Here is a 25033-nt window from a genome sequence, read left to right on the forward strand (position 1 = left end):
TCATGAAAAGGGGGCTCAAGCTCCCTTTTCTAATGAATTGAAATATAATTAGAAAATATAAATTTTAGTTTGGATTTGAGGTTTAATGCTGAATTGAACTTTGATTGGAAATTAAAATTGTATTTCTTTTTTCAACCAAGATAATGCTAGTCATAGGGGGTTAAAGTGATGGAAGGAAGAATCCACTCAGTAGAAACGTCAGGGATGGTGGACGGACCGGGAATCCGTTACGTTATCTTTACACAAGGGTGCTTATTACGTTGTCAATATTGTCATAATCCTGACACTTGGGATAAAAGTGGTGGGGAAGTTGTTACAGTTGAATCATTAATAGAAGATATAAAAAAATACACGCCTTATATGAAGCATTCAAAAGGTGGGGTTACTGTCAGTGGCGGTGAACCATTGCTTCAACTAGAATTTCTTATTGAGTTATTTCAAGAATGTAAGAAGTTAGGCATTCATACAACCATTGATAGCTCTGGTGGTTGCTATTCAACAAATCCAGTTTTTCAGGAGAATCTGAAAAAGTTATTGAAATTAACGGATTTAGTGTTAATTGACTTAAAACAAATGAATGAAGCTAAACACCGTAGTTTAACAGGTGTTTCAAATAAGCACATTTTTGAATTTGCAAAGTTACTTTCTGATCAAAATGTACCAGTATGGGTTCGACACGTTTTAGTACCTGGTGTAACAGATGATGAGAAAGATTTACGAGACTTATCGACTTTCATAAAAACATTAAAGAATGTGGAAAAAGTAGAACTACTTCCATACCATAAAATGGGTGTTTACAAATGGAAAGAACTTGGCTTAGACTATCCACTAGAAGGTGTAAATAGTCCTTCTGAAGAGGAAGTACAAAGAGCAAAGGAATTACTTGAAATTAAATAACATTCATTAACAGGATGACAATAAAAATGTCACCTGTTATTTTTTTGTGGCGATTCCTGAACATATGAAAGCTTGATTTAATATGGAAATTATTACATACTAATTTTTCTGATTATTCTTGTAAAATGAAATATATACACTTTTCTGAGGAGTTGTTGGACAAATGTCAAAAAACCTCATGGTATGTATTCGTATATGTTTTCTATTAGGAATAATCATTTATTTATATCATCATGAACATAAAAGAGAATTTGTTTTTGCCAACACGACAGGAAATGAAAAATTTGAACTGGGAACAGAAAATACATTTACAGTTGCAACATACAATATCCAATTTGGACGAGGGCAGGATGGAGTAGTGGATATTGATAGAACAATAAATAAATTGAAAATGCTTGATGCAGATATAATTAGTCTACAAGAAGTGGAAAGGAATAGCTTGCGATCTAGCTTTAATGATCAAGTGACTACAATAGCCAAAGCATTAGAAATGGAAGCGTATTTTTATCCATCCTTAGCCTATCCAGGCTTGTATTATGGGAATGTTATCCTTTCAAGATTTCCTATTTCAGAATCAACTACCATACCTTTTAATAACAAAGTGGAGGATCGATCAGCCATTTTTTCTAAAATTCAGCTTTCAGAAGAATCCTTTATATACGTTGTAAACACACATTTAGGATTAAACAATGGGGAACGGCAGTTAGCTATTGAAAAAATACACGAAAAACTACTAACCATAAAGTATCCTGTTTTAGTAACCGGTGATCTAAATTCAACTCCTTCCCAAAAGGAATACAATCTGTGGAACGAGTTGTTAATAAAGAGTAATGAAGGAATGGAAATAACAACCTTTTACAAGCATAATTGGCAGATCGATTATATTTTTCACAGTGAAGGCTTGGAAAGATATGATATTCAAGTGTACGAAAGTAAAGTATCGGATCACTATCCATTAGTTGGAACATTTCAACTTTTAGAAGATAATTAATCATTTATTTTAAAAGAAAGAATGTTGAGTAAACCATTTTACAATGGAACCTTTTTCTGTGTAGAATCAAACATAATTCATTGTAAAAGGAGATCAGTATATGAGCTGGAAAATAAAGACGTTTGAAGAGCTTTCGAAAAGGGAGCTATATACAATAATGAAAGAAAGGGTAAATGTTTTTATTGTAGAGCAGGACTGCCCTTACCCTGAATTAGATAATAAGGATGAATTTGCATTTCATCTATTCCACGAAAGGGACGGAGAGATTATTGCCTACTCCCGAATTTTTAAAGGTGGAGATTATTACGAGGAAGCTTCTTTTGGTAGAGTCATTGTTAAAATGGAATATCGGAAGGAAGGGCTTGGTAGAGACCTATTAGAGAGGGCAATAGCCTTTATTCATGATGAATTAAAGGAGAGGTCCATAAAAATTCAAGCACAGGATTATTTGAGAAATTTTTATGGTTCATTTGGCTTTAAACCAATAACAGACGTATATTTAGAGGACGGAATCCCACATTTAGATATGCTTTATATAAAGCAATAAGGCAGATGAATGTAAAACTAATACAATCATTAAAAGAAGTGTGAAAAATGGAGTTCCAAATGGACTCCATTTTTTAATGCATCGTCTTTTTATAAAAAGATCAAAATTTTTTACATAAAACGCAACGGAAATTTATTTCGTTCGACTATTGATATAGAAAGTGAGGTGTTGGAATGACGTGGGAGGAATTATATATTACCTATAGTGATCGGGTTCATCAATATATTTTATTAATGGTAGGAAATGGGGAAATAGCTGAAGACCTTACCCATGATACTTTTTTGAAGGTGAAGGGGACGATCCATCAGTTTCGTGGAGATTCTAGCTATTATACATGGGTTATTTCTATAGCAAGGCATGTTGTTTATGATCATTGGAAAAAAAAGAAGCGGATTCGTTTTTTACCTCTAAAATCATCTCATCCTGTCATTGACAATAAAACACCAGAGGAAATTGTGGAAAAGGGTGAAGCAGTCCATGAACTATATGAGGGAATAAAGAAGCTGAAGATAACGTACCAAGAAGTTCTTATATTACGGAAGATTGAAGAATTTTCCGTGAAAGAGACGGCTCAAGCCCTAAGTTGGTCAGAAAGTAAAGTGAAGTCCACGACGATGAGAGCTTTGGAAGCTTTGAAGGTAGAATTGCAAAAAGATCGAAAGGAGGGTGATTACAATGACAAAACGGAAAGAATCCAATGATCCTATTTTAGATGAAAACTTTGCAAAGCTTCGTGAACCGACTAGAACGGATAAACAGAAGAGCTTAACGATGGAACGAATTAAGAATGCGCCAGAAAAAAGACAATTTCCATATAAATATTATTTATCTATATCAGCCGCTGCCATTATCATCATGATTTTATTTGTACCAGCATTTATAGAACTTGAAACTAGCATGAATGATGGGGATAATGAAGAAGTAACGATGGTGGATACTGATAATACCCTTGTTGAGGACGTCAGTAATTTAAATAGCTACAACGAAATTGAAATTGGCAAGTTAGTACATGAGGGAAGGTTTTACCCCATTACTAAAGACAACTCATTAGAAGTTGTACAAATGTTACATTCGTTACCGATAGTAAAGGGAGAGTCAGATGATTCTGAAGAGGATAGCAGTTTAGTATCTGAGAATAGTGTAGTGATAGGTTTTATGACTTATGAAGGTTATGAGAGATTGTATACTGATTTTATTATCTCAAAATCAGGAAACATATTAATGGCTACAAAAGATGAAAGTAATGATCGAATGGAGTTTAAAATAGAAGGTAAGCATCCCGATATTTTTGAAAAAATTCATTCTATGGTAGAGGAAGAGAATAGAAAGAAGACGATAAAGGATAAACAAATCCAAGAACAGTGTACTGCTTGGATAAATAATAGAAGCTATGAGTTTTACTTTGATGATTCTGCTTCACATCCAATTCCGTGTATCCAGCCTGTACTTGAGTTCGATTCTAAGATATATGCAGGTACCTTTGTTTCAGGTTCTGGTATAGAGTTCCATTATCGAGAAGAGAAAGTTGGGGATCCGGAACAATTAGTTGTGGTGTATTTAGTTAATAATGTTGATCAAGTTTCAGTAGCAACAAAAAGAAATACCCTCATCGATGGTGATGGTTATCGAATATTTGAAGGAGTTACTTCAGCAGTGGATGAATATGGGGAACTTACAGATAGAGTCATTGCGGCAACAGGTGTATTTAATGATGAATATGATTTCTCCATAGTGTTTTATGATAGAAACAATCAATACACAGATAATGAAATCATTATGAAAATCGAACAAATAATAAGTGATTTAAAACAGAATAGATAATGTATGTAAGTGATACTTATCAGTAATTGTAGAGGCAACAAAAGGAATAACTTGTCAAAGTTATACCTTTTGTTGCATTTTTTTTGTCCTAGAATGAAAGCTTTCATAAAGGGAAATCTATAACAAGACATAGTGGAAAGTGATGTTTCTCACTGTAATAAAAATGAACGGATAAAATGGTGGATATATATGAAAAATAGAACGCTTTATTTAAGTTTAAACTTCTTGTCACTACTGTTATTCTTTTTCACCCTTTGGAAGGGGCCAAGTGAGAAGAAGCGTTACATTCTCCCCTTATTCCTTGCTTTAACAGGACTAAATTATATCTTTGAATTCTGGGTTCTGATAATTGGTCGTGCATATACCTATAAACCCAAAATGTTAAAAACTAAATACTTTGATAATGTTTTTGGATCCAATGTATCACAATTATTTGTTGTACCAACGACAGGACTATTCCTAACTATCTTTCAATTGAAATATCGGTGGTTTCTTCTGTTTGCTATTTTATTGACCTTAATTGAAAAGCTATTTTTGAAAAATAAAATTTTTAGGTTACACTGGTGGAAAACATACTTTACTACTATTGGAGTTCCATTTTTTTATTTTTTAGGGAAGCAATTTGGTAAACTGCTTATAGAGAAAAAGAACAGATTCATCGAAATATTTACAGTTTTTTTAGCTATTTTCGTTTCCTACACAACATTAAATTTTTATCATGTCGCACTACTGAAAACATGTCTATTTAATATTCGTGTGTTTAAGAACTTATACCGAAGTCATGTTGCTTTTGCTACATTATACGGGGCTTTATGCTCCATCTTTTTTATTGGAAGCATAATAATAAAAAAATGGTATGTATCCATACTAACGTGTTTTTCATTAATAGCATTTGAAGGCTACTTAATAAATAAGAAGGTCATTACTATTTCAAATGGAGTAATATTTTATCCTATTTCTTTTGTAACGAAGATATTAAGCATATGGGTAGGTAAATATGTGTACTCCTCTATTAATAAATAGGCTACCCTGAAAATAGATACGGTTCAGGAGTGGAGGGTGACGACTCCAGTGGGATCAGCACGTGTCCGAAAATCCCCAAGCACTTACCGAGTAAGTGCTTGGGAGTTGAGGCCGTGCCCCACGGAAAGCTGTCGACAGCAACGGATGAACCACCCTATAAGTAATTTTCTTCCCCCGTACAAGTTACACTTGTATTGGAGTCTACCCTGAAAATATGCGGTATAAAAGCAAAATGAAGTATCGACAAAAATAACTATTTTCATACCTGATGGTGCAAGTTTTTCTTGCATTGGGGTCTATCCTGAAAATAGAAGCGGTTCAGTAGTGGAAGGCAGCGACTCTTACGGAATCAGCACGAACCGAAAGTCCCCTAGCATTTACTGAGTAAGTCTAAGAAGTTAAGGCCGTGCCCCAGACACTGTGAAGTATGAACAGAAGTCGCACTTATGCCTATGGTGAAAGCACTGCCAGAAACGGATGAACCAACTTGATGAACATTTTCATCCCCACATGGTGCAAGTTTTGCTTGCAAGGAAGAATAGAAGGTTCTAACAGATTCCAATAACAGAGTGTGACAGAGAATGAAGGAGAACCAGGGCGAAATGAAGCAGGTACAAAAGTATCCGATTCAATCCGCGAGCATGATGGAGTAAGAGTGAGATTGAACTAGGGTAAATTGAAGCAGGTACAGTTGAAGCAGGTACAAAAGTATCCGGTTCAATCCGCGAGCATGATGGAGTAAGAGTGAGATTGAACCAGGGTAAAACGAAGCAGGTACAGTTGAAGCAGGTACAAAAGTATCTGGTTCAATCCGCGAGCATGATGGAGTAAGAGTGAGATTGAACTAGGGTAAATTGAAGCAGGTACAGTTGAAGCAGGTACAAAAGTATCCGGTTCAATCCGCGAGCATGATGGAGTAAGAGTGAGATTGAACCAGGGTAAAACGAAGCAGGTACAATTGAACTAGGTAAGAATAAACCATATAGAAAGGTAGGTATACCCCGAAAATAAGTATTGGTTCAGTAGTGGAAGGCGGAGGTTTGACCGGGAAAAGTAACAGGTGAAGACTCCGCATTGATCATAAAAACTGCCACCACATTTTTAGTAGTAGCCTTTAACAAGAAAAAGGTATTTAAGTAGTGGAGTCTGAACTGAATATACATGCTTAAATTAATGGTGTTAGAGCTTTCGTTTTGTCAATATGAATAAAAGCATCGTATCTTTCAGAAGGGCGGGTGGGTACGTAATTTCCATATTGATCGTATGATGGGTTATAGACAACCCCGATAGCACGGTGACCAATATTATTCTGAAATAGATGTTTATTATCTTCTGTAAACATAATATATTGATTACCTTTACCTGTATAGTGAAAGCTCTCTTCAAAGCTCCCGGAGGAACCTGCTGGAACAGTCAAAATTTTGGGCTTATCTCCCCATTTATCCGCAGCGATAACAGTTCCTTCATATGTTCCCAAGCCAATAGCATATACATTTTCTTTCCCATAATTCTCCCGTGCTAATTGACCTACATTTACCATACCCTCATTAGCCATATCTGTAGCTCTCGCATCACCAATATGTGTATTGTGCTCCCATACGATGCCTTTAGCGGTTGCTCCATAGAATTCACTGATGTACTGAAGAGCATCAATCATATGTCGATCCCGAATGTTCCATGATTCATTATCATTTGTTACCATCGTATGATAGTAATGTTCAGCATTCCTTGTAACGATTCCATTTACTTTCATATTGAGTACTGATTCTGGATCATCACTGCTGATTGTTTTATTTTCTTGTAAGGAGAGGAGGAGTTCCATTATTTCATTCATACAATCCTCTCCGTAAAAGGCTGCAGAAATGCCATACATTTCTGGATTTCGTTTGTATGGTTCGAAGCATTCGATTGCTTGTAATGCTTTATTTATATGAGGTGATTTCGTTTTTTTCAAATAGTCAACGATTGCCTCCATCGATTCCCATAAGCTGTATACATCAAGGCCATAAAAGCCAACCATTTCATTTGGATTTGTGTGATTGTATTCATATAACCACTCCACAAGGTCAACCATTTCATTGTTAGCCCACATCCAGCTTGGCCATCGTTGAAATGACTTTTTCAAAACATCCTCAGCACTGGAATACTCTGGTGTCAATCCTTTAACGTAGCGATTTACCTCATAACAAGCGGGCCAATCTCCTTCAACAGCTATGAAAGAGAAGCTGTGTTCCTTAATAAGCTGTTTTGTCAGGTCAGCTCGATAAGTATAAAATTCACTAGTTCCATGTGTTGCTTCACCTAGCAAGGCAAACTTAGCGTTCCTTGCTTTTTGAATTAATGGCTTAAGCTCTGATGTATAAGTAAAAGAAACTGCAAATTCACTAATGTCGTTTACTAATTTATTTGTTTTTAACAAGTGATATCACCTCCACTATAGTATGAACCTAAAATATAACTTCATGATAGAATAATTCGAATAAGCAAATTTTTGGGGAATAAATCAAAATAATTTGATTTATATCTTGCTTTTAGAAAATGTTGGTAGTATGATGAACTTACATCAAATAAATTTGATTTAAAAGGAGTATTAAAAGAATGAAACTTTCTATTCCATTAATGGTAAATACAGATAATCCAAATTTTCAGTTTTATGAAAAAAGATTTAAAGCCCTAGCTGATCAAAAAAGGTTACATTTACTGTCTATTCTCTGTAAAAACGGCTCTACTTGTGTATGTGATTTATCGGAAATGTTAGATTTACCTCAGTCTAAGTTGTCATATCATTTAAAAATTTTATTAGAGGCTGATATTATATTGAAGGAAAAGAAGGGAACCTGGAATTATTACGAAATCAATAATAAAGTCATTGACCATTTATTGTCTGAAGAGCTCTGTTGCTTGTTTCGTCCAGCAAAATAATGATAAAGGGAGTGATGAGAAATTATAAATATTAAATCAAATTTATTTGATTTAAATGAGCTTTGTTTTTTTATGGATCATATATCAATATTTTTTGATAAATAAAAAATTAATGCTTTTTTACAATTGAAACATCAAGTCTTCTTGATGTATAACTGCGAGGTTTTTATATCAAATTTTCTTGATTTAAGGAGGAAGGATCATGGTTGAAACGTTTCAAAGCTTTATTTCAATTGCTGTTAAACTGACAATTTTATTTATTGGAATTTCATTTCTTTTGAGCTTTCTTCAATCTTTTATTCCTTACGATAAGCTAGAAAAAAAATTAAAAGAATCCAATCCTATTTTTGCAAGCTTTATTGCATTACTATTTGCTTTCATTACACCTTTTTGTTCTTGTTCTACTATTCCGGTAGTAGTGAACCTTCTAAAAAATAATGTGAGGTTCGGCATTGTCATGGTTTTCTTATTTGCCTCCCCAGTATTAGACCCAACAATTTTAACAATCATGACTGTCATTATGGGGTGGAAGATTACGATTTTATATACGTTAATTACTGCTGTTTTATCAGTAATAATTGGCCTCTTATTGGAAAAGTTTGGTTTTGAAAGAGCTGTGAAGAATGTAGTGATGACTGGTTTTGAAAAAAATAAGAAGACGTTTTCTTGGAAAGGTGCTTGGATGGAAACGTGGACATTGATGAAATCTGTGTATCCTTATTTAATTATTGGTGCAGCCATTGGTGCTATCATACATGGCCTTGTTCCAGCAGAATTCATTAGCACACATTTTGGTGGGGAGACTTGGTGGCTTATACCAGTTGCAGCTGTAGTAGGCATTCCTCTTTATATTCGATTGTCCAGTATGATTCCTATTTCCCAAGTGCTCATCGTCAATGGTATGGCTATTGGACCTGCTATGGCAATGATGATTAGTTCAGCTGGTGCAAGCTTACCTGAATTAGTTCTACTAAAATCAATTTTTCAAAAGGAGTTAATTATAGCCTTTGTATTTGCAGTAGTCTCCATGTCAACAATATCTGGCTTCATATTTTATATTTTATAAATATTTAGGGGAAAACGGAGGTGATTTCAGTGGTGTTTAATTTATTTTTCCTATCTATTAATATTACGAAACGAACATTCACGGAAGAAGAGATAGAATTGGAACGGCGAAGAAGCTTTAGTCGCGATCAAAAAATAAAGATGCAGGTCAAACAAGCTCAGTATAGTCGATTAATGTAAATCATATAATGCGAGGAGGAAAAAATATGATTAAACGATTGTTTAATAGGGTAATAAAAAAAGAGAAGTCTATAGAAAGCTCGTCTTGCTGTAAAGTTGAAATTAAAGAGGTTGAACCAAAATTACCATGCTGTTCTACCTCTAAACCCAGTAAGTAATCTGTATTGATTTATAGGAGGAATGATCTTGTGGAAACGAATAATCCAGCTGGTTTTTGGATTAGACTTTTGGCGAACATCCTCGATGGCGTGATTATGACTTTCGTATTGATTTTTTTATGGCTGACACTGTACGGTCAAGTTTTTAATGAAACCTTTACTTTTGTTGAACTTATTAGTCCACTATACTACTTAATTTTACCTGTCATTTGGTATGGTTACACCATTGGAAAACGAATAGTAGGGATTCGTATTGCTAGAGTGGATGGGGAAAAGGTAGGAATTGGGACAATGCTTCTACGAAATGTTGTAGCAGCTATTGTATATGGTTTAACATTAGGTATTGGTATTATTGTCAGTGCCTTTATGATAGGAATTAGGGAGGATAAACGGGCTATTCACGATTTCATTGCTAGTACTTATGTGACTCACGATCCTCCAGAAAAACTGTAATTAGCTAAAATAGTGACAATGAGAAGAAGCAGTCTCAAAAGTATCATTTTAAGGACTGCTTCTTTTTTTATAGTTAATTTTTCTTCCTAGCTCCATCTTTTAATGTTTTGAGGGAATAGTGTGTTCCTCGCCATTCTACATTTCCTTTAATCATTGCTTTCAACATGGAACGTAAAATACAGTAAATAAAGATTGCACCATTAAATGGAATGGTGATGACGAACCAAGGTGATTCATTTACATATCGACTGTTATAAAAATATATACCACTATATAAGAGAAGGGTTGCTACATGAAAGCCTTTAGCTATAGGATTGCTGAAAAAGACGCCAATAAACGGAACGATATGAACGAGAACTATAACCAACGAAAAGAAGATGGAGACGAGAAAATTATATCTCATAAAGGCGTAAAGGTTTTTTTGTAACCCTTGAATCACTTCCTTCACATTCTCATACCACTGAATACGAATAAGGCCATTTCCAAAGCCTAGCTGCTGCTTAAATCCATGTTGAACAACCTTCTTCCCAAGCTTCAAGTCATCGTCTGGTGCTAATGGAAGAGCTTTGTGTGTTCCAATTGCATCATAAACGGTACGTTTCATCAGGTTAAAGGCACCGACACCAGCATGTCCGAGCTGAATGAAATTCCATATGCCAATAACACTCCAATAGCTGTGAAAGGAACGATAGGACCATGTTCCTTTAATGTTTTCTGGCATGAGTGTTAGGTGGTCTAGCTTTTTTCTTTTTACATAGTGTATAGCTTTGCTTATTGCATTTTTTGAAAAAAAGACGTCCCCGTCAGCAAAAAGAAGCCAATCACCAGTAGCGTGCTGAGCCCCTACATACAATGCGTGATTTTTTCCTAACCAACCTTCAGGGAGTTCAGAAATGGTAATGAGCTTAAAGGGTGGATAGAGGCTAGAATGATCCATGCTCTTAACTAGTAGTCCTTCAAGAATTTCCTTTGTTCTATCAGTGGAACGATCATTCACAACGATAATCTCTAATGGTTGATAGGATTGTTGTAGGAGTGATTCAATTGATTTTCTAATATCTTGCTCTTCATTTTTTGCAGCAACAATGACGGATACAGAGATACCTCCCTTTTTTTCATCAACGGTAGGTTCATCTTTTAAGGTTGCTAATTTTTGTATTCCAAAAAACCATTGTAGTGAAATGATGAGAGCACCAATAAAAATAACGGCTGACAGAATGGTATACATGATAATCTCCTAACATTATGAAAAATTTAGGGTGCTTTGTAGCAGATTGAATTCCTATATATTTTAGCATGAAGTATGAATGTATTTAAAATTAAAGGGTTTTCATAGGAGAAAGACGAATGTATAAAGTACATTATAGAGAAGGGGTGGGGTCATGGATTTTGGATTAAGGGGAAAAAATGTATTAGTGTTAGCATCAAGTAAAGGGCTTGGAAGAGCAACTGCTGAAGCATATGCTAGAACTGGAGCAAATGTGATGATCAGTAGTAGATCTGTTGAAACACTGAAACAGACAGCAGCAGAGATTAATGAATTTGCTGAAGGGTCAATCGCATGGCTTCCGTGTGATGTTACACGCCCTGATGATATAAAAAAGCTTGTAGATGAAACGGCACAGCGTTTTGGTGGACTGGATGTCCTAGTGAATAATGCAGGTGGTCCTCCTCCAGGGAAGTTTGAGGATTTATCGGAGGAAGATTGGGACTATGCCTATAACCTTAACCTGATGAGTACGGTAAGAGCAATTCGTTATGCTTTACCATATTTAAAAGTTTCTAAGGGGAAAATAGTTAATATTACTTCAATTTCTATGAAGGAACCAGTAGAAGGGTTGCTACTTTCCAATGTGTATCGAATGGGTATTACGGGTCTTGCTAAAACATTATCGAAGGAATTTGCTGAACATGGAATTTTAATTAATACGGTAGGGCCAGGTAGAATTGATACAGAAAGAGTGCAATCATTAGATAAAAAGGCTGCGGAGATAGAGAATATTTCAGAAGAGGAAGTGCGCCTTCGATCTGCTGATAAAATTCCACTAGGACGCTACGGAACTCCTAATGAATTTGCAAATGCAATTCTTTTTTTAGGGTCTGGGCTTAATACTTATATTACGGGACAAATGTTTGTAGTAGATGGTGGATTGTCAAAAGCATATTAAATATATGAAAAATCAGGTGGAGGAATTCCGCCTGATTTTTTTATGATTATTCAGTTCTTTTTCATTTAATAGACGTCCAAATTCCTTTCGTATAGGCTATTGTCATTCCGTTTCGTTCCATATTGTTTTGACTAATACTACCAAAACGAGTTTGTCCGACAAGATAACTACAAGAATTTAATATGGCGTGTTGTATTCGTTTTTGTATCAATGCTGTGTGAAGGCCTTTATTTCGTAAATGAGGTAATGTTGCTGATGCGGCTAAAGTACAGATATTGTTTTTGACGTGAGAAGCTCCAATGGCTGCAGGTTCTCCATCATATGTTGCAATATAAAACCTCCAGTCAGGGTGGTCGTGAAGGACTTGATTGTTTTGTTCCACTCCTGGCTTAATAAACGGTGGTAATTGGAAGCTTTTTGCATATATTTCTGTAAAAAGGTCAAATTCTTCCTCTTTGAGTAGTCGTATAGAAATGTTTTTTTCAGGCGGAGTATATAGTTTTTCATCAACGTACCCGTAAAGTGTTGTGTGAAAATCTGATTGATAGTATCCATAACTCGTTAATGTCTTTAGTAGTTCAGGTGTTGAATGGGCTGGTGTTATTTCAAAACGACATGGAATTTTTTTCTCATTGTAAAATCTCAAGATTTCATCAATGTCATCTATATTTGAATGATCTAACCCTTTTACGGTGTTAAAGGATGGTCCAGGGATGCCTTTTACTGAAAAAGCCGTTGCGGAGCCAAATGTTGCGATTTCTACATCCAGATGGTTGTTTTGGATATTTTTTATGGATTGGAGTCTTGATGAGACCATCTGTATTTCACTTTGTTCTAATTCCTTTGCAAATTCTATTGTAATTACATTCGATGATGTCATTACTACTCTCCTTTCACATTGTTTATGGTTATTAATAAGAGCATCTCATGGAATGAGGGAGGAGGTAGTTCAATTGTGGACTTCAATTCTTTTTAATGCCTTTTCACCTGCTAAATAAATAAGTAATCCTACGACCCCTCCTGCTGTATTTAATATAAGATCATCTACGTTGAATGTTCTTCCTATCCACAATACATTTAAATAGCTCAATATTAACTGATATGTTTCTATAGTTAAGGACGAAAGGAAAATAATGATAGTGACCTTTTTAAGAGACTTTGTTTGGAATAACACAGGTAAGTATATTCCTAAGGGAAGTAGCATAATGAAATTATGAAAGGAATGCTGCAATGCATTCCAAAAGTGCCAGTCTAACCCACTTCTTTCATAATGATTTAGTAGATCCAATACGAAATAAAAAGGGATCGGTTGGATACGCACAACGTTATCTATAATTGATTGTGGTATTGCAATGCCACCAGTGGTGAGCTGTAAAACGTTAGCTACATAAAATATAAATGTATACAAAACAATACGCTTTCCTAAATTTTCAGTACGTTTTCTAATGAAATCTACAATAATATAAATAACTAATAAGTAAAATCCAATCAAAGATAGGTCAATGATGTACATAGTTGGTACTCCTTTAGATTTTTCTGTTTCTTTCACTTTTATAATGCTTTGGAAAGGAAACTAAATAGGAACAAATTCTTTCCCTTTAGTAGACGAATAAGGAGTAAGAATAGTTTTGTTTATTTATAAAAAAATGTATAGCAAAACCTACTATATGTGAGAGTGTGAAAGGGTATGGATTAAGATTCTTAACTGTTTTATGGCATTTAGGTTTGGGAATATTTAAATAGGTGACGATAAAAATAGAAAAATATAGATTGGAGGATAATTATAATGTCAATCATATGGGCGGTTATAGCTATTCTTGTTGCGATTTGGTTAGCTGGAGTAATCCTTAATATAGCTGGATATCTTATACACCTAATTTTAGTTATTGCACTAGCAGTTTTGATATTCCGTTTTTTACAACGAAAAGTTTAGCCAAAATACGAAATGATTCGGGTTAAGAATACCTCAATGTATAAATGAGTTTCTTCATACCAACAATGTAATTCTATGGACATAAAGAAAGACACAAAATTGTCAGGGACCATGTCCCTGACAATTTTGTGTCTTTGAAGGTGGTTGTTCGGTATGAAGTATCTTTTTCCTTTTTTAGATTGGATGGGGAAATATAGTGTAGAAAGAAATTTAAAGGGAGATTTATATGCTGGTACTATTGTTGCAATAATGTTAATACCACAAGGAATGGCATATGCCATGTTAGCAGGGTTACCTCCTGTCTTTGGCTTATATGCATCTACTTTTCCTCTTATTATTTATGCTCTTTATGGAAGCTCTCGTCATTTATCAGTAGGTCCTGTTGCAATTGTATCTCTTCTTGTATATACAGGTATATCAGGTTTAGCTGAACCAGGGACACAGGAGTACATAGCATATGTTCTACTTCTTACACTCATGGTTGGTGTTTTGCAAATCCTTTTAGGAGTATTAAAACTAGGGTCTGTTACGAAATATATTTCACACGGGGTCATTAGTGGATTTACATCAGCAGCTGCCATAATTATTGGATTTAGTCAGTTAAAGTATTTACTTGGTATCCCATTAGAAGCTTCTGGGAATGTGTTCTTAATAAGTGGAGAAATAGGCAAGCGATTGGATGAAATTAACTACATGACATTTTTTATTGGGGTACTAGCAATTTTGTTTCTTATTCTAATAAAAGTAAAAATACCCAAAATACCGGGTCCATTAGTGGTTGTTGTATTATCCATTGTAGTCATATGGTTTTACCAGTTAGATACTCTTGGAATAAATATTGTAGGTACTATACCAAGTGGACTTCCACTATTTTCATTTCCTAAAGTTACCTTAGAATTACTAATAGAATTAATTCCTGCTGCTATTACGATTACTATTATCGGGTTTATTGAATCCTATGCAATCGGAAAGGTGATAGCTGACAAAGAAGGATACAGTCTTCATGCAAATCGAGAGTTGAATGGCTTAGGGTTAGCAAATGTTACAGCAAGCTTCTTTTCTGGTTATCCTATAACCGGTGGTTTTTCACGTTCAGCAGTGAATCACCAATCTGGAGCCAAATCAGGATTAGCATCCATTGTCACTGCAATACTCATTATACTCATGCTACTTTTCTTTACTTCTATTCTTTATTATTTACCAAAAGCAGTCCTATCAGCTATCATTCTTGTTGCTGTATATGGGCTTATTAATGTAAAGGGATTTATGAACCTATGGAATACTAAACGAGTCGATGGAATTACGTTTTTGCTAACCTTTTTAGTTACGTTAATTATTAGTGTTGAATGGGGTATTGCCATAGGGATTATCTTTTCGTTACTTGTTATTCTTTATCAAAAACGTTATGGATAGAAATTAAAGAAAAAAGGAAGTCTCCAAGTCCAAAAGAGAGAAGAAGTAAAGAGCAAGGAATCGCAATAGTAAAAAAACGTTCACAAACCATGTCCGTGAACAAAAAGTTCACGGACATGGTTTGTGACAATACTGTGATAAGGCTAAGAGAATTTTTTAGACTTCTGAAGTTTTTGGATGACGTTGAGGGAACGACCAGTTCCAATTGCAACTGCTTCTAAAGGATTTGGTGCTATGTGAACGGGAACATTAATCTCATTACTTAACCATTCCTTTATTCCATTTAGTAATGCCCCACCACCAGTTAGTGTAATTCCTCTATCGACTATATCTCCACTTAATTCTGGTGGACAATTTTCTAAAGTGGATCGAATAGTATCTAAAATTGCAAGAAGGGATTCACGAATCGCATTTTGAATTTCATAAGAAGACAATGTAACTGTTTTAGGTAATCCAGTTACTAAGTCTCGACCTCGAATATCCATTTTAGATTCATCATGCTTGATAAGAGCATAACCTATGTCAATTTTAATATTTTCTGCAGTTCGATAACCTATAAGAAAATTGTAATTTTTTCGTACATATTGAATAATATCATCATCAAATTGATCGCCACCAACTCGTATAGATCGAGAAGTAACGATTCCTCCAAAGGAAATAATGGCTACTTCAGTTGTGCCACCACCAATATCCACAACAACGTTGGCGGTTGGCTCAGCAACAGGTAAATCTGCACCGATTGCAGCGGCGATTGGTTCCTCAATCAGGTCAACTTGCTTTGCTCCAAAATTTTTAACAGCATCATGAATTGCTCTTCTTTCAACAGAGGTAGCCCCAGAAGGAGTACACACCACTACTGTAGGTTTTCTTAAGGATATACCATTTTTTTTACTTACTTTTTTCATTATCTGCTTAAGTAAATCGATTGTTACTTGGTAATCAGCAATTACCCCATCCTTTAATGGGCGAATAGCAACGATATTTTCTGGTGTTTTTCCTACCATATCCTTTGCTTCATTTCCGATTGCTAACACTGCTTTCGTATTTATATCAATGGCTACTACGGATGGTTCATTCAAAACAATTCCCTTATTTTTTGTATAGACGAGAATATTGGCAGTGCCTAAGTCAATCCCAATTTGGGAATTACCAAACATAAGTCCATTCCTCCAATCTTTATATCTTTAACACCTTTCATGTAAATATTCTTTACATGTCGATTCTTAAGACGAGAACTTTGCAAAAACATGTGAATATATGCGTGAAATAATCATTTCCCAGGAAAAGATTTGTTGAAAACCCTAGAAAACCGTTACATTGACAATAACCTTCTATTTTTTTCATAAAACATTTTCAGCATCGGTTGCGGTAAAATCCTATAAAAGAAGAAAATTTATAATAAGAAGAAGTAGTAAATGTAGAAAAAAAGGTATATGAATCATAGATATTTATTTTAAGTTTTACCAATTAAAATGAATGTATTATTGTTATAATTATTTAGTAAAAGGTGGTAAGATTTTGTCAAATAAAATATTTAATAATAAATACTACATACAAGGTATTTGCCTCTATGAACGGGTAATAAGTAAAGGAGTGTTAGCAATTGGATAAAAATATGTCTCTATTTTTAAAAACAGAGAAACAAAAGGAACTTTATGAACGTTCAAAGGTGTTCATTGAACGGTTTCAATTACGAGCATCAAAATACGATCAAGATGCAACGTTCCCTATTGAAAATTTCAATGAATTGAAGGAACAAGGGATGACAAAGCTAACTGTTCCTATAAAATATGGCGGAGAAGAAATAAGTCTTTATGACTTTCTAATTGTTCAAGAAACCCTTAGTCAAGGAGATGGGGCTACTGGTTTATCTCTAGGATGGCATAATGGAACAATGATGCAGCTAAGAGATACGAAAAAGTGGACTGAAGATGTATTCGAAAAAGTTTCCAAAAGTGTCGTTCAAAACTTAACACTTATAAATACAGCTGCTACTGAGCCTAGTACTGGGAGTCCAGCTAGAGGTGGAAAGCCAGAAACACGGGCAGTCAAATCTGGTGGAGTTTGGGTAATCAATGGTTTAAAAACTTTTACTTCTTTAGCACCCATACTAGATTGGATCATTATTACTGCTACTATTACAGATGATGAAGGAAATGAGAAAATAGGAGAATTTCTTTTAAATCGTCAATTGGATGGAATTACATTTAACGAAACATGGAACACGTTAGGAATGAGAGCAACTCGTAGTGATGACATGATTTTAGAAAATGTAGAAGTAAGTGAAACTTCTCTAGTTGCAACAAAAGACCCAGGACACGGCAAAACCCCACAAGGTTGGCTTTTACATATACCAGCTTGCTATATAGGTATCGCTTCAGCAGCACGTAATGACGCAATTGAATTTGCGAAAAACTATCAGCCCAATAGTTTACCCCACCCTATATCAGAGGTACCTGAGGTCCGTAGGAAAGTAGCTGAAATGGACTTAGAGCTTAAAAAAGCTAGACACTTTATGTACCATGTTGCATCTATTTGGGATGAATTTCCACAAGAGAGGGAACGCTTAGGGCCAGAACTTGCTGCAGTTAAAACGGTTTGTACGAATGCAGCTATAAAAGTGGTCGATTTAGCGCTACGCATTGTTGGAGGACAAAGTCTTCATAAAACACAATCCTTTGAACGTTATTACCGCGATGTAAGAGCAGGACTTCATAATCCGCCATCAGATGATATAACTACGTTAGCGTTAGCTAACAGAGCTTTTGAATAGCTTTTCGGTTTGTGAAGAAAACGAATCACGGAGAATTGGAATGGAGACAGAAGAAGTATTTTCAGGGTAGACCGCCCATGCAAGTGTAAATTTGCACCATGGAGGATGAAAATTAATTTTAATCCAGTTGGAATGAATGATTAACCTGACCTTTATTTGCTAATACTATTAAATTTGATTACAGCTATTTTCAGGGTAGGCTTCCCATGCAAGCAAAACTTGCACCATGGGGGATGAAAATACTTATCAAAGAGGTTCATACGTTACTGGTGACAGCTTTCAGCGGGCAACGCCTCAGCCTCCACACTATACACTTTGTTTACTGCTAAAGTACATTGTCCTGTCTCTGCTTCTGCATGTGTTCCTCTGTCGTCATATCATCAAGACAATTCGTCACATATCCGTGAAGCGTATACTCGTGTCTGGTGTCACCGTCCATCAACTTCTTATCCAAATCTAAATGCCTAGTTAACTAATTCTAAAAGGAGTGGTAATGTGAAGAGGTTAAATGCGAATATTATATCTGTAAATATAGGGAAGCCAAAAGAATTGAAGGGCCTTGGTAGTTCTATCACCACTTCTATTGAAAAACAAGTAGTTGATCATGAAATTTTTTTATCTAAGTTAAGCCTTCAAGGAGATGAACAAGCTGATAAGATAAATCATGGTGGTGTTGATAAAGCAGTTTGTGTTTATCCTTACGAGCATTATACTTTCTGGGAAAAAGAATTAGGTAGAACATTACCACTAGGTGCATTTGGTGAAAACTTGACGATTAAAGGATTTCTAGAGAACGATGTGCATATTGGTGATGTCTTTCAGTGGGGAAGTGCAGTAGTACAGGTAAGTCAGCCCAGGATCCCATGTCATAAACTTGCAAAGCGATACGAGGTAGAAAATATGCCGCAACTAGTTTCTGAGACAGGTTACACAGGATTTTATCTCAGAGTTTTAAAGGAAGGGACAGTGTCTGTTGACACACCACTTCGTTTTATTAAAAGGTCAACGGATATCTCCATCTCCTATATCAACCATGTTTTTTATCAAAATGTATATGACGTGGAAAGCTTAAATAAGATCATTGATTTAAATGAACTAGCAAGTGGATGGCGGAGAATGCTACAAAAACAATTAAACAAAACTGAAGAACGAATGGAGGACGAGACAAATTAATATCAATCCATTTCGTATAAAAAACATAAGGGACGAAACATAGCTTGTTACTTCTAGTCTATGTTTCGTCCCTATTAATTATCCGAGTAATGTAGCTATCCAATAGTAAAGTGGTATACCGAAAATAAGGTTAAATGGTAATGTTAAACCGAGAGCAGATCCTAAATATAAGCCTGAATTAGCTTTAGGCATTGCTTGAGCAATTGCAGCAGGAGCTGCTATATAAGAGGCACTTCCTGTTAATGTTCCTAAAATCATTGATCCACCTACAGATAAACCAATAAAGTGTCCAGTTAATACCCCTAATGTTCCCCCAATAATCGGAACGATAAAAGCAAATAAAAATGTAGTAAACTTTATATTTTTTATCTTCATTAAGCTTTGTGTAGCAATCATTCCCATATGCAAAAGGAAAATACATAAGACTCCATAAAATAGATCCCCAAACAACGGTTGGATTAATAATAACCCATCAGCATCTGCAACCATTCCTATGAAAATTCCACCAAGTAATAAAAAGATACTCTTTCCGAAAAATGCTTCTTTAAACACATGCTTTAAGCTAGTTTGAGAAGGTGTTCCTATCTCCCCTTGCTTCTGTAAATACATTTTATAAAGAATAATGGCGAGGATGATGGCTGGTCCTTCCATAATAACAAGTATAGCTGACATGTACGCCTCGTAATGTATTCCCGCTTTATCTAAAAAGGCTTGTCCAGCAATAAAAGTAACTGCACTAACAGAACCATAATGAGCTGCGATTGCTAAAGAATCGACAAATGGAAATTTAAATATTCGATGAACAAAGAAATGTGTGATAAATAACATTATAATACTTAATACTACAGCGGATATAATCGTAGGGAGCATTTCAAAAAGGGAAACACTTCTTAATTCCACTCCCCCTTTAATTCCAATTGTAAAAAGAATTATCATTGTATAACCAGAATAGAAAGCTGTAGGGACTTTTAGATCTGAGTTTACAAGTACTGCAATAATTCCTAATAGAAAAAATAAGATCATTGGTGATAATAAATTTGATACGGCTATTTCAAACATTAACTCCATAATAATTCCTCTCTTTCAAAAGAAAATCCCATCTCTATCATCTCTAATGTTTAATGTACTACAAACTAAAGTTTAAAAAAACATTTATAAACTTTTTAACTATAAAATTATTGCTAAGGTTTGATTGTTTTCGTTAGGTATTTGTTGTTATACCACATTTTAATCCCTTTCCATTTTCAAATGAATGAATTCATTGAAGATGGAAATAGTACAAATATGTAAGAAGATTGAGGAGGAAGAGTATGGTTCATCCTATTTTTCAGTTAACAGAATGGTTAGAAAGACAAAAGGATCGTAATTTAGTTATCTATAAAGAAGAACTAGCTACAGGAAAGCAGGAAGTAATTGATCAAGATCGTGTTCAGATGTTGTTGGAGAATATCACTGCTCGTACCATAGAGCATCATGATGAAGATGATTACCTAGCTGACCAGGAAATTATACTTCATGGAGTTGGTCATATTTACAGTGATGAAGGGATAATGGAATTACCTCAGCAGGTTTATGAGATCCCATTATTAGGTGAGATAACGACACATAATGAAAAAAATATTGTTAAAGTAGAAACAGAAAAAGCAATCTATACAATCTTTTCAGAATAAAGTAGGAAATTAGTCCATCTACAAAAAGTACCTTTGAAAATTGTCAAAGGTACTTTTTGTATGTTCTAACTATATCTTTCAAATTGGGATGAGGGCTAAGCTAGGTGAAATTCACTGAACTTTAAATTACCTATTTCTCTTGTAGGGAAAAATTTATTCACATTTACGTAATTTCCTTACAGAGACTATCCATTTTTCTGATAGTGAAATATTACACAAATATATAAAAATAAAGGAGTGTAATCGTTTTATTTCAGAACAAGAACTGTGACTACAAATAATAAAACCAATAAAGGAGGGTACAAAGATGCACAACATTGGTATTCCTAGTTTGATTTTAATTTTAGTTATTGCTCTTATTATTTTTGGTCCAAAGAAACTCCCGGAAATGGGGAAAGCTGTAGGGGAAACCCTTAGGGAATTCAAAAAATCCACACGTCAATTAACAGAAGATGATGATGAAAAAGTTAGAAGTAAAGCTCCTGTTAAAGAAGATTAACTGTTAAACGTAGATAATCTATAAATGGCTATTATCCTATATTCTCAGTTTTAAATTATGGAGGTGGAACTGGTGGAAATGAATAGAAGAAATTTTTTAAAGTTATCAGCTGTTACAGGGTTATTTGTGGCGGGTGCATCTCAAACAAAACCTGTATTAAATGCCTTTTCTAAGAATGCACAAGCGACGGAAACTAATGAAGCTCAAGGAGAATGGATAGCATCAACATGCCAAGGGTGTACGACGTGGTGTCCAGTACAAATTTATATTGTAGATGGTCGTGCTACAAAGGTCAGAGGAAATCCAAATGCTAAAGCGAATCATGGTCATTCGTGCGTACGTTCACACTTAGCTTTACAGCAAGTGTATGACCCAGATCGAGTGAAGCAGCCAATGAAAAGAACAAATCCGAAAAAAGGAAGAGAGGAAGATCCTCAGTTTGTTCCTATTTCGTGGGAAGAGGCAATGGATGAAATTGCAGATAAAATTATTGAACTTAGAAAAAATGAGGAAACCCATAAATTATCTGTTTGGCGTGGAAGGTATACGGCCTTAAACGGAATTTTATACGGTAATTTACCAAAAATAATTGGAACACCAAATAATATATCTCATAGTTCCATTTGCGCTGAAGCAGAAAAGTTCGGACCATACTATTCAGAAACAATGTGGGGTTATCGTGACTACGACCATACTGAAACATATTACGAATTATTGTGGGGAGCTGATCCTGTTTCTTCCAATCGTCAAATTCCTCATTCAACAAATGTTTGGGGGAAGGTAAGGGATCAAGCAAAAATAGCCTGTATTGATCCAAGGCTTTCAGCTACTGCAGCAAAAGCAGATGAATGGTTACCAGTAATTCCAGGAGAAGATGGTGCTATAGCTGCTGCTATCGCCCACGTTCTATTAACAGAAGGTTTATGGTATAAGCCATTTGTCGGGGACTTTAAAGATGGTGTGAATCGTTTCGTAAATGGTAGGACAGTAAGTGAATCAGCTTTTGAAGAAAATGAAACATACGGCGTCGTTAAATGGTGGAACCTTTCCTTAAAGGATGCTACACCAGAATGGGCAGAAGAAAAAAGTGGAATTCCAGCCGAACAAATTCGGAGAGTGGCACAGGATTTTGGGAGAGCTGCACCAAGGGCTATTTCTTTTTTATCTCCAGGTGCTTGCATGCACGTTCGTGGAGGCTACACCTCCATGCTAACACATGGACTAAATGGTTTAGTTGGTTCTGTTGATAATGTCGGAGGTACGTTAGATGGGGAAAGTGTTCCTGTTAATAGTTTGCCAGATTTTACTGCATATGTAGATAGAATTGCAGAAAAAGGAAATAGCATGCCTCGTATTGATCATGGTGGATCATTAAAGTTCCCCGCATTGAAGGATAGTACATCTGGTGGAGTAAAAATGACAAATTATGTTGCTGATGCTGTTTTGGCAGAAGATCCATATGATTTGAAAGTTGTTTTGAGTTATTGGACAAATTTTAATTTTAGTAATCAAAACACGAAAAGATGGGATGAGGCATTAGCAAAAATACCATTCCATGTACACATGACAGTAAATCCAGCAGAGCAAACTCACTTTGCGGATATCGTTTTACCAGTTACTCATCATATGTTTGAGAGGCTTAGTGCAGTTCGAGGAAGTAAAGGAAACACGTATGCACATCTATCTATGCAAAATAGACTTATCGATCCAGTATTTGATGTGAAGATCGATGAAACGGAAATTGCCTGGATGCTTGGAGAAGCACTGGAAAGAAAAGGTTTTCCGAACTTAATTAATTATTTTAGAAATGAGTTCTCCGATCCAGAGACAGGGAAAAGTCCGGAAAATGGATTAGAGTTTAATGAAATCGCTGTGAAAATGTATACAGAACCCCTTTGGAATCCATCTGTTCAGAAAGCCGGAGATACAATTAATGGTTGGGATGAATTAAAAGAAATAGGTGTATGGAACTCAGTGAAATATAACTATCGCAAAAAATGGGGAGGGAATTTCGGTACAAAAACCGGGAAGTTTGAGTTTTATAGTGAAACATTAAAAGAAGCTTTAGAAGCACATGCAGAAAAGCACAATGTTTCAGTTGATGATGTAATGGAAGCAACCTTCAATACAGCAAAAGGAGAATTAGCTTTTGTTGGTCACTATGAGCCAGCTTACCGAGTAGGAAATGAACAAGAGTATCCCCTTATTTTCTCCGAGCATAGATCAAGATTGAATCGGGAAGCCCGTTCTGCCAACACATCATGGTATCAAGAGTTTAAAGATGCGGACCCTGGTGACGAGGTGTGGGATGATGTATTAAAAATCAATCCAGTAGATGCAGAGAAATTAGGAATTGCTAATGGAGATATGGTCAAAGTAACGTCACCTGTGGGAGAAATAACGGTCAAGGCGAAGCTATGGGAAGGTACGAGACCAGGCGTAGTAAACAAATGTTATGGTCAGGGTCATTGGGCTTATGGTCATATAGCATCCTTAGACTTTAAGAAACAACTTCCTCGAGGTGGCAATAATAATATCATTTTAGCTGATGTGTACGAAGCACTTAGTGGAAGCTCAGCTCGACATGGTGGATCTACTCGAGTAAAGGTAGAGAAAGTTTAATACACATAAAAAAGCTTGGAGGTGACGGATGTGGGAAAAAATTATGCAATGACTATTGACTTACACAAGTGTGTAGGGTGTGCTGCGTGCTCCGTGGTTTGTAAAAATGAAAACAATACAGATATAGGAATGAACTGGTCTCATCACATCATCAATGTATCAGGAAAATTTCCGAATGTGAAATATGAATATATACCAACACTGTGTAATCATTGTGAAGATGCTCCGTGTGTCAAAGCTTGTCCAGTAAAGGCTATGTATAAGGATGAAAACGGATTAACTTTACATGATGCAGATAAATGTATTGGGTGTAAAAGTTGCATGGCATCTTGCCCTTATGGAGTAATTTCATTTAACAAAAAGGATCCCCATCAATATTGGACGGAACAGACTGCGCTTGTTGAAGGGATGACAGCATCTCCAAAGGAAGTTTCGGAAATTGCGGGAGAAAAATTACCTTACTACAATCCAGAACGTGAATATAACTACGAAGGAATGCGATATCGAGGGATCGTTGAAAAATGTCAGCTTTGTGATCATCGATTAGCGAGAGATGAACAACCTTACTGTGTTTCTCGCTGTCCAGCAGAAGCTAGATATGTAGGAGACTTAAATGATCCGAATGACCCTATTCATGAGTTGCTAGGTAAATATGGTCATAAAAAGCTTAGAGAAGATTTAGGAACCAAACCAAAAGTATTCTATTTACGAGAGTTTTAAATTTA

26 protein-coding genes are annotated in these 25033 nt (G+C 35.4%); 20 read left to right on the forward strand and 6 right to left on the reverse strand.

Going from position 1 to position 25033, the window contains the following annotated elements; all coding sequences use genetic code 11:
- Positions 1-168 precede the first annotated feature (168 nt).
- From pflA to QA612_RS01115, 6 genes are all read left to right on the forward strand, one after another.
- Complete coding sequence (gene pflA / locus QA612_RS01090) at positions 169-897, forward strand: pyruvate formate-lyase-activating protein (RefSeq protein WP_278281882.1); 729 nt, start codon at positions 169-171, stop codon at positions 895-897.
- 163 nt (positions 898-1060) lie between these two features.
- Positions 1061-1888, forward strand: coding sequence for an endonuclease/exonuclease/phosphatase family protein (locus QA612_RS01095; protein ID WP_278281883.1), 828 nt, complete (start codon positions 1061-1063; stop codon positions 1886-1888).
- Between the two features lie 100 nt (positions 1889-1988).
- Positions 1989-2435, forward strand: a complete 447-nt coding sequence (locus QA612_RS01100; protein WP_278281884.1) for a GNAT family N-acetyltransferase — start codon at positions 1989-1991, stop codon at positions 2433-2435.
- A gap of 173 nt (positions 2436-2608) precedes the next feature.
- Positions 2609-3136, forward strand: coding sequence for an RNA polymerase sigma factor (locus QA612_RS01105; protein ID WP_278281885.1), 528 nt, complete (start codon positions 2609-2611; stop codon positions 3134-3136).
- A complete protein-coding gene (locus tag QA612_RS01110; RefSeq protein WP_278281886.1) occupies positions 3111-4256 on the forward strand; it encodes a hypothetical protein in 1146 nt (381 codons plus the stop codon). The genes QA612_RS01105 and QA612_RS01110 overlap by 26 nt, the downstream gene beginning before the upstream one ends.
- Positions 4257-4445: 189 nt before the next feature.
- Complete coding sequence (locus tag QA612_RS01115; RefSeq protein WP_278281887.1) at positions 4446-5279, forward strand: hypothetical protein; 834 nt, start codon at positions 4446-4448, stop codon at positions 5277-5279.
- 1165 nt (positions 5280-6444) lie between these two features.
- On the opposite strand, the gene QA612_RS01120 is transcribed toward QA612_RS01115, so the two are convergent.
- Positions 6445-7698, reverse strand: a complete 1254-nt coding sequence (locus QA612_RS01120; protein WP_278281888.1) for an erythromycin esterase family protein — start codon at positions 7696-7698, stop codon at positions 6445-6447.
- A gap of 179 nt (positions 7699-7877) precedes the next feature.
- Here QA612_RS01120 and QA612_RS01125 point away from each other — a divergent pair, with 179 nt between their 5' ends.
- The 5 genes from QA612_RS01125 to QA612_RS01145 all read left to right on the forward strand — a co-directional run bounded on the left by QA612_RS01125 (position 7878) and on the right by QA612_RS01145 (position 10057).
- A complete protein-coding gene (locus QA612_RS01125) occupies positions 7878-8201 on the forward strand; it encodes an ArsR/SmtB family transcription factor (RefSeq protein WP_278281889.1) in 324 nt (107 codons plus the stop codon).
- A 202-nt stretch (positions 8202-8403) separates the two neighbouring features.
- The gene (locus QA612_RS01130; protein ID WP_278281890.1) at positions 8404-9267 is read left to right on the forward strand and encodes a permease; all 864 of its coding nucleotides are present in this window, start codon (positions 8404-8406) and stop codon (positions 9265-9267) included.
- A 20-nt stretch (positions 9268-9287) separates the two neighbouring features.
- Complete coding sequence (locus QA612_RS01135; protein WP_278281891.1) at positions 9288-9446, forward strand: YrzI family small protein; 159 nt, start codon at positions 9288-9290, stop codon at positions 9444-9446.
- A 26-nt stretch (positions 9447-9472) separates the two neighbouring features.
- Positions 9473-9604, forward strand: a complete 132-nt coding sequence (locus tag QA612_RS01140) for a hypothetical protein (protein WP_278281892.1) — start codon at positions 9473-9475, stop codon at positions 9602-9604.
- 30 nt (positions 9605-9634) lie between these two features.
- Entirely contained in the window at positions 9635-10057 is a 423-nt protein-coding gene (locus tag QA612_RS01145; protein ID WP_278281893.1) for an RDD family protein, read from the forward strand.
- Between the two features lie 73 nt (positions 10058-10130).
- Here the strand turns inward: QA612_RS01145 and QA612_RS01150 are convergent, their stop codons facing one another.
- Entirely contained in the window at positions 10131-11285 is a 1155-nt protein-coding gene (locus QA612_RS01150) for a glycosyltransferase family 2 protein (protein ID WP_278281894.1), read from the reverse strand.
- A 154-nt stretch (positions 11286-11439) separates the two neighbouring features.
- Between QA612_RS01150 and QA612_RS01155 the strand changes: the two genes are divergently transcribed.
- A complete protein-coding gene (locus tag QA612_RS01155) occupies positions 11440-12225 on the forward strand; it encodes an SDR family oxidoreductase (RefSeq protein ID WP_278281895.1) in 786 nt (261 codons plus the stop codon).
- Between the two features lie 61 nt (positions 12226-12286).
- Here QA612_RS01155 and QA612_RS01160 read toward each other — a convergent pair whose 3' ends face one another.
- On the reverse strand, positions 12287-13105 hold the full coding sequence (locus QA612_RS01160) for a GNAT family N-acetyltransferase (RefSeq protein ID WP_278281896.1): 819 nt from the start codon (positions 13103-13105) through the stop codon (positions 12287-12289).
- 69 nt (positions 13106-13174) lie between these two features.
- On the reverse strand, positions 13175-13738 hold the full coding sequence (locus tag QA612_RS01165; protein WP_278281897.1) for a VanZ family protein: 564 nt from the start codon (positions 13736-13738) through the stop codon (positions 13175-13177).
- A 273-nt stretch (positions 13739-14011) separates the two neighbouring features.
- Between QA612_RS01165 and QA612_RS01170 the strand changes: the two genes are divergently transcribed.
- Positions 14012-14158 carry a lmo0937 family membrane protein gene (locus QA612_RS01170; RefSeq protein WP_347568851.1) on the forward strand — a complete coding sequence of 49 codons (147 nt, stop codon included), beginning with the start codon at positions 14012-14014 and terminating at the stop codon, positions 14156-14158.
- Positions 14159-14311: 153 nt separating this feature from the next.
- Positions 14312-15571 carry a SulP family inorganic anion transporter gene (locus QA612_RS01175; RefSeq protein WP_278281898.1) on the forward strand — a complete coding sequence of 420 codons (1260 nt, stop codon included), beginning with the start codon at positions 14312-14314 and terminating at the stop codon, positions 15569-15571.
- Positions 15572-15714: 143 nt separating this feature from the next.
- Here the strand turns inward: QA612_RS01175 and mreBH are convergent, their stop codons facing one another.
- Positions 15715-16728 (reverse strand): rod-share determining protein MreBH, encoded by a 1014-nt coding sequence (gene mreBH, locus QA612_RS01180; protein WP_278281899.1) that lies wholly within the window; start codon positions 16726-16728, stop codon positions 15715-15717.
- Between the two features lie 446 nt (positions 16729-17174).
- On the opposite strand from mreBH, the gene QA612_RS01185 reads away from it, so the two are divergent.
- Both QA612_RS01185 and QA612_RS01190 read left to right on the forward strand, forming a co-directional pair.
- Complete coding sequence (locus QA612_RS01185; protein WP_278281900.1) at positions 17175-18344, forward strand: acyl-CoA dehydrogenase family protein; 1170 nt, start codon at positions 17175-17177, stop codon at positions 18342-18344.
- Between the two features lie 495 nt (positions 18345-18839).
- On the forward strand, positions 18840-19517 hold the full coding sequence (locus QA612_RS01190) for an MOSC domain-containing protein (RefSeq protein ID WP_278281901.1): 678 nt from the start codon (positions 18840-18842) through the stop codon (positions 19515-19517).
- Positions 19518-19595: 78 nt separating this feature from the next.
- Here QA612_RS01190 and QA612_RS01195 read toward each other — a convergent pair whose 3' ends face one another.
- Positions 19596-20585, reverse strand: coding sequence for a sodium-dependent bicarbonate transport family permease (locus tag QA612_RS01195; RefSeq protein ID WP_278281902.1), 990 nt, complete (start codon positions 20583-20585; stop codon positions 19596-19598).
- Between the two features lie 242 nt (positions 20586-20827).
- On the opposite strand from QA612_RS01195, the gene ymzB reads away from it, so the two are divergent.
- The 4 genes from ymzB (at position 20828) to QA612_RS01215 (ending at position 25028) form a co-directional block, all read left to right on the forward strand.
- Entirely contained in the window at positions 20828-21187 is a 360-nt protein-coding gene (gene ymzB / locus QA612_RS01200) for a protein YmzB (protein WP_278281903.1), read from the forward strand.
- Between the two features lie 307 nt (positions 21188-21494).
- Positions 21495-21686 (forward strand): twin-arginine translocase TatA/TatE family subunit, encoded by a 192-nt coding sequence (gene tatA, locus QA612_RS01205; RefSeq protein WP_278281904.1) that lies wholly within the window; start codon positions 21495-21497, stop codon positions 21684-21686.
- 78 nt (positions 21687-21764) lie between these two features.
- On the forward strand, positions 21765-24308 hold the full coding sequence (locus QA612_RS01210; RefSeq protein WP_278281905.1) for a molybdopterin-dependent oxidoreductase: 2544 nt from the start codon (positions 21765-21767) through the stop codon (positions 24306-24308).
- Between the two features lie 30 nt (positions 24309-24338).
- Positions 24339-25028, forward strand: a complete 690-nt coding sequence (locus tag QA612_RS01215) for a 4Fe-4S dicluster domain-containing protein (RefSeq protein WP_278281906.1) — start codon at positions 24339-24341, stop codon at positions 25026-25028.
- Positions 25029-25033 lie beyond the last annotated feature (5 nt).

Origin of the sequence: Evansella sp. AB-P1 (assembly GCF_029688925.1) — a bacterium.
Lineage (GTDB): Bacteria > Bacillota > Bacilli > Bacillales > Salisediminibacteriaceae > Evansella.

What these genes read in the sequence shown, in the direction of transcription:
- pflA (WP_278281882.1), top strand. Translation starts at nt 169, where the DNA reads ATGGAAGGAAGAATCCACTCAGTAGAAACGTCAGGGATGGTGGACGGA.
- QA612_RS01095 (WP_278281883.1), top strand. Translation starts at nt 1,061, where the DNA reads ATGTCAAAAAACCTCATGGTATGTATTCGTATATGTTTTCTATTAGGA.
- QA612_RS01100 (WP_278281884.1), top strand. Translation starts at nt 1,989, where the DNA reads ATGAGCTGGAAAATAAAGACGTTTGAAGAGCTTTCGAAAAGGGAGCTA.
- QA612_RS01105 (WP_278281885.1), top strand. Translation starts at nt 2,609, where the DNA reads ATGACGTGGGAGGAATTATATATTACCTATAGTGATCGGGTTCATCAA.
- QA612_RS01110 (WP_278281886.1), top strand. Translation starts at nt 3,111, where the DNA reads ATGACAAAACGGAAAGAATCCAATGATCCTATTTTAGATGAAAACTTT.
- QA612_RS01115 (WP_278281887.1), top strand. Translation starts at nt 4,446, where the DNA reads ATGAAAAATAGAACGCTTTATTTAAGTTTAAACTTCTTGTCACTACTG.
- QA612_RS01125 (WP_278281889.1), top strand. Translation starts at nt 7,878, where the DNA reads ATGAAACTTTCTATTCCATTAATGGTAAATACAGATAATCCAAATTTT.
- QA612_RS01130 (WP_278281890.1), top strand. Translation starts at nt 8,404, where the DNA reads ATGGTTGAAACGTTTCAAAGCTTTATTTCAATTGCTGTTAAACTGACA.
- QA612_RS01140 (WP_278281892.1), top strand. Translation starts at nt 9,473, where the DNA reads ATGATTAAACGATTGTTTAATAGGGTAATAAAAAAAGAGAAGTCTATA.
- QA612_RS01150 (WP_278281894.1), bottom strand. Translation starts at nt 11,285, where the DNA reads ATGTATACCATTCTGTCAGCCGTTATTTTTATTGGTGCTCTCATCATT.
- QA612_RS01155 (WP_278281895.1), top strand. Translation starts at nt 11,440, where the DNA reads ATGGATTTTGGATTAAGGGGAAAAAATGTATTAGTGTTAGCATCAAGT.
- QA612_RS01160 (WP_278281896.1), bottom strand. Translation starts at nt 13,105, where the DNA reads ATGACATCATCGAATGTAATTACAATAGAATTTGCAAAGGAATTAGAA.
- QA612_RS01165 (WP_278281897.1), bottom strand. Translation starts at nt 13,738, where the DNA reads ATGTACATCATTGACCTATCTTTGATTGGATTTTACTTATTAGTTATT.
- QA612_RS01170 (WP_347568851.1), top strand. Translation starts at nt 14,012, where the DNA reads ATGTCAATCATATGGGCGGTTATAGCTATTCTTGTTGCGATTTGGTTA.
- QA612_RS01175 (WP_278281898.1), top strand. Translation starts at nt 14,312, where the DNA reads ATGAAGTATCTTTTTCCTTTTTTAGATTGGATGGGGAAATATAGTGTA.
- mreBH (WP_278281899.1), bottom strand. Translation starts at nt 16,728, where the DNA reads ATGTTTGGTAATTCCCAAATTGGGATTGACTTAGGCACTGCCAATATT.
- QA612_RS01195 (WP_278281902.1), bottom strand. Translation starts at nt 20,585, where the DNA reads ATGGAGTTAATGTTTGAAATAGCCGTATCAAATTTATTATCACCAATG.
- ymzB (WP_278281903.1), top strand. Translation starts at nt 20,828, where the DNA reads ATGGTTCATCCTATTTTTCAGTTAACAGAATGGTTAGAAAGACAAAAG.
- tatA (WP_278281904.1), top strand. Translation starts at nt 21,495, where the DNA reads ATGCACAACATTGGTATTCCTAGTTTGATTTTAATTTTAGTTATTGCT.
- QA612_RS01210 (WP_278281905.1), top strand. Translation starts at nt 21,765, where the DNA reads ATGAATAGAAGAAATTTTTTAAAGTTATCAGCTGTTACAGGGTTATTT.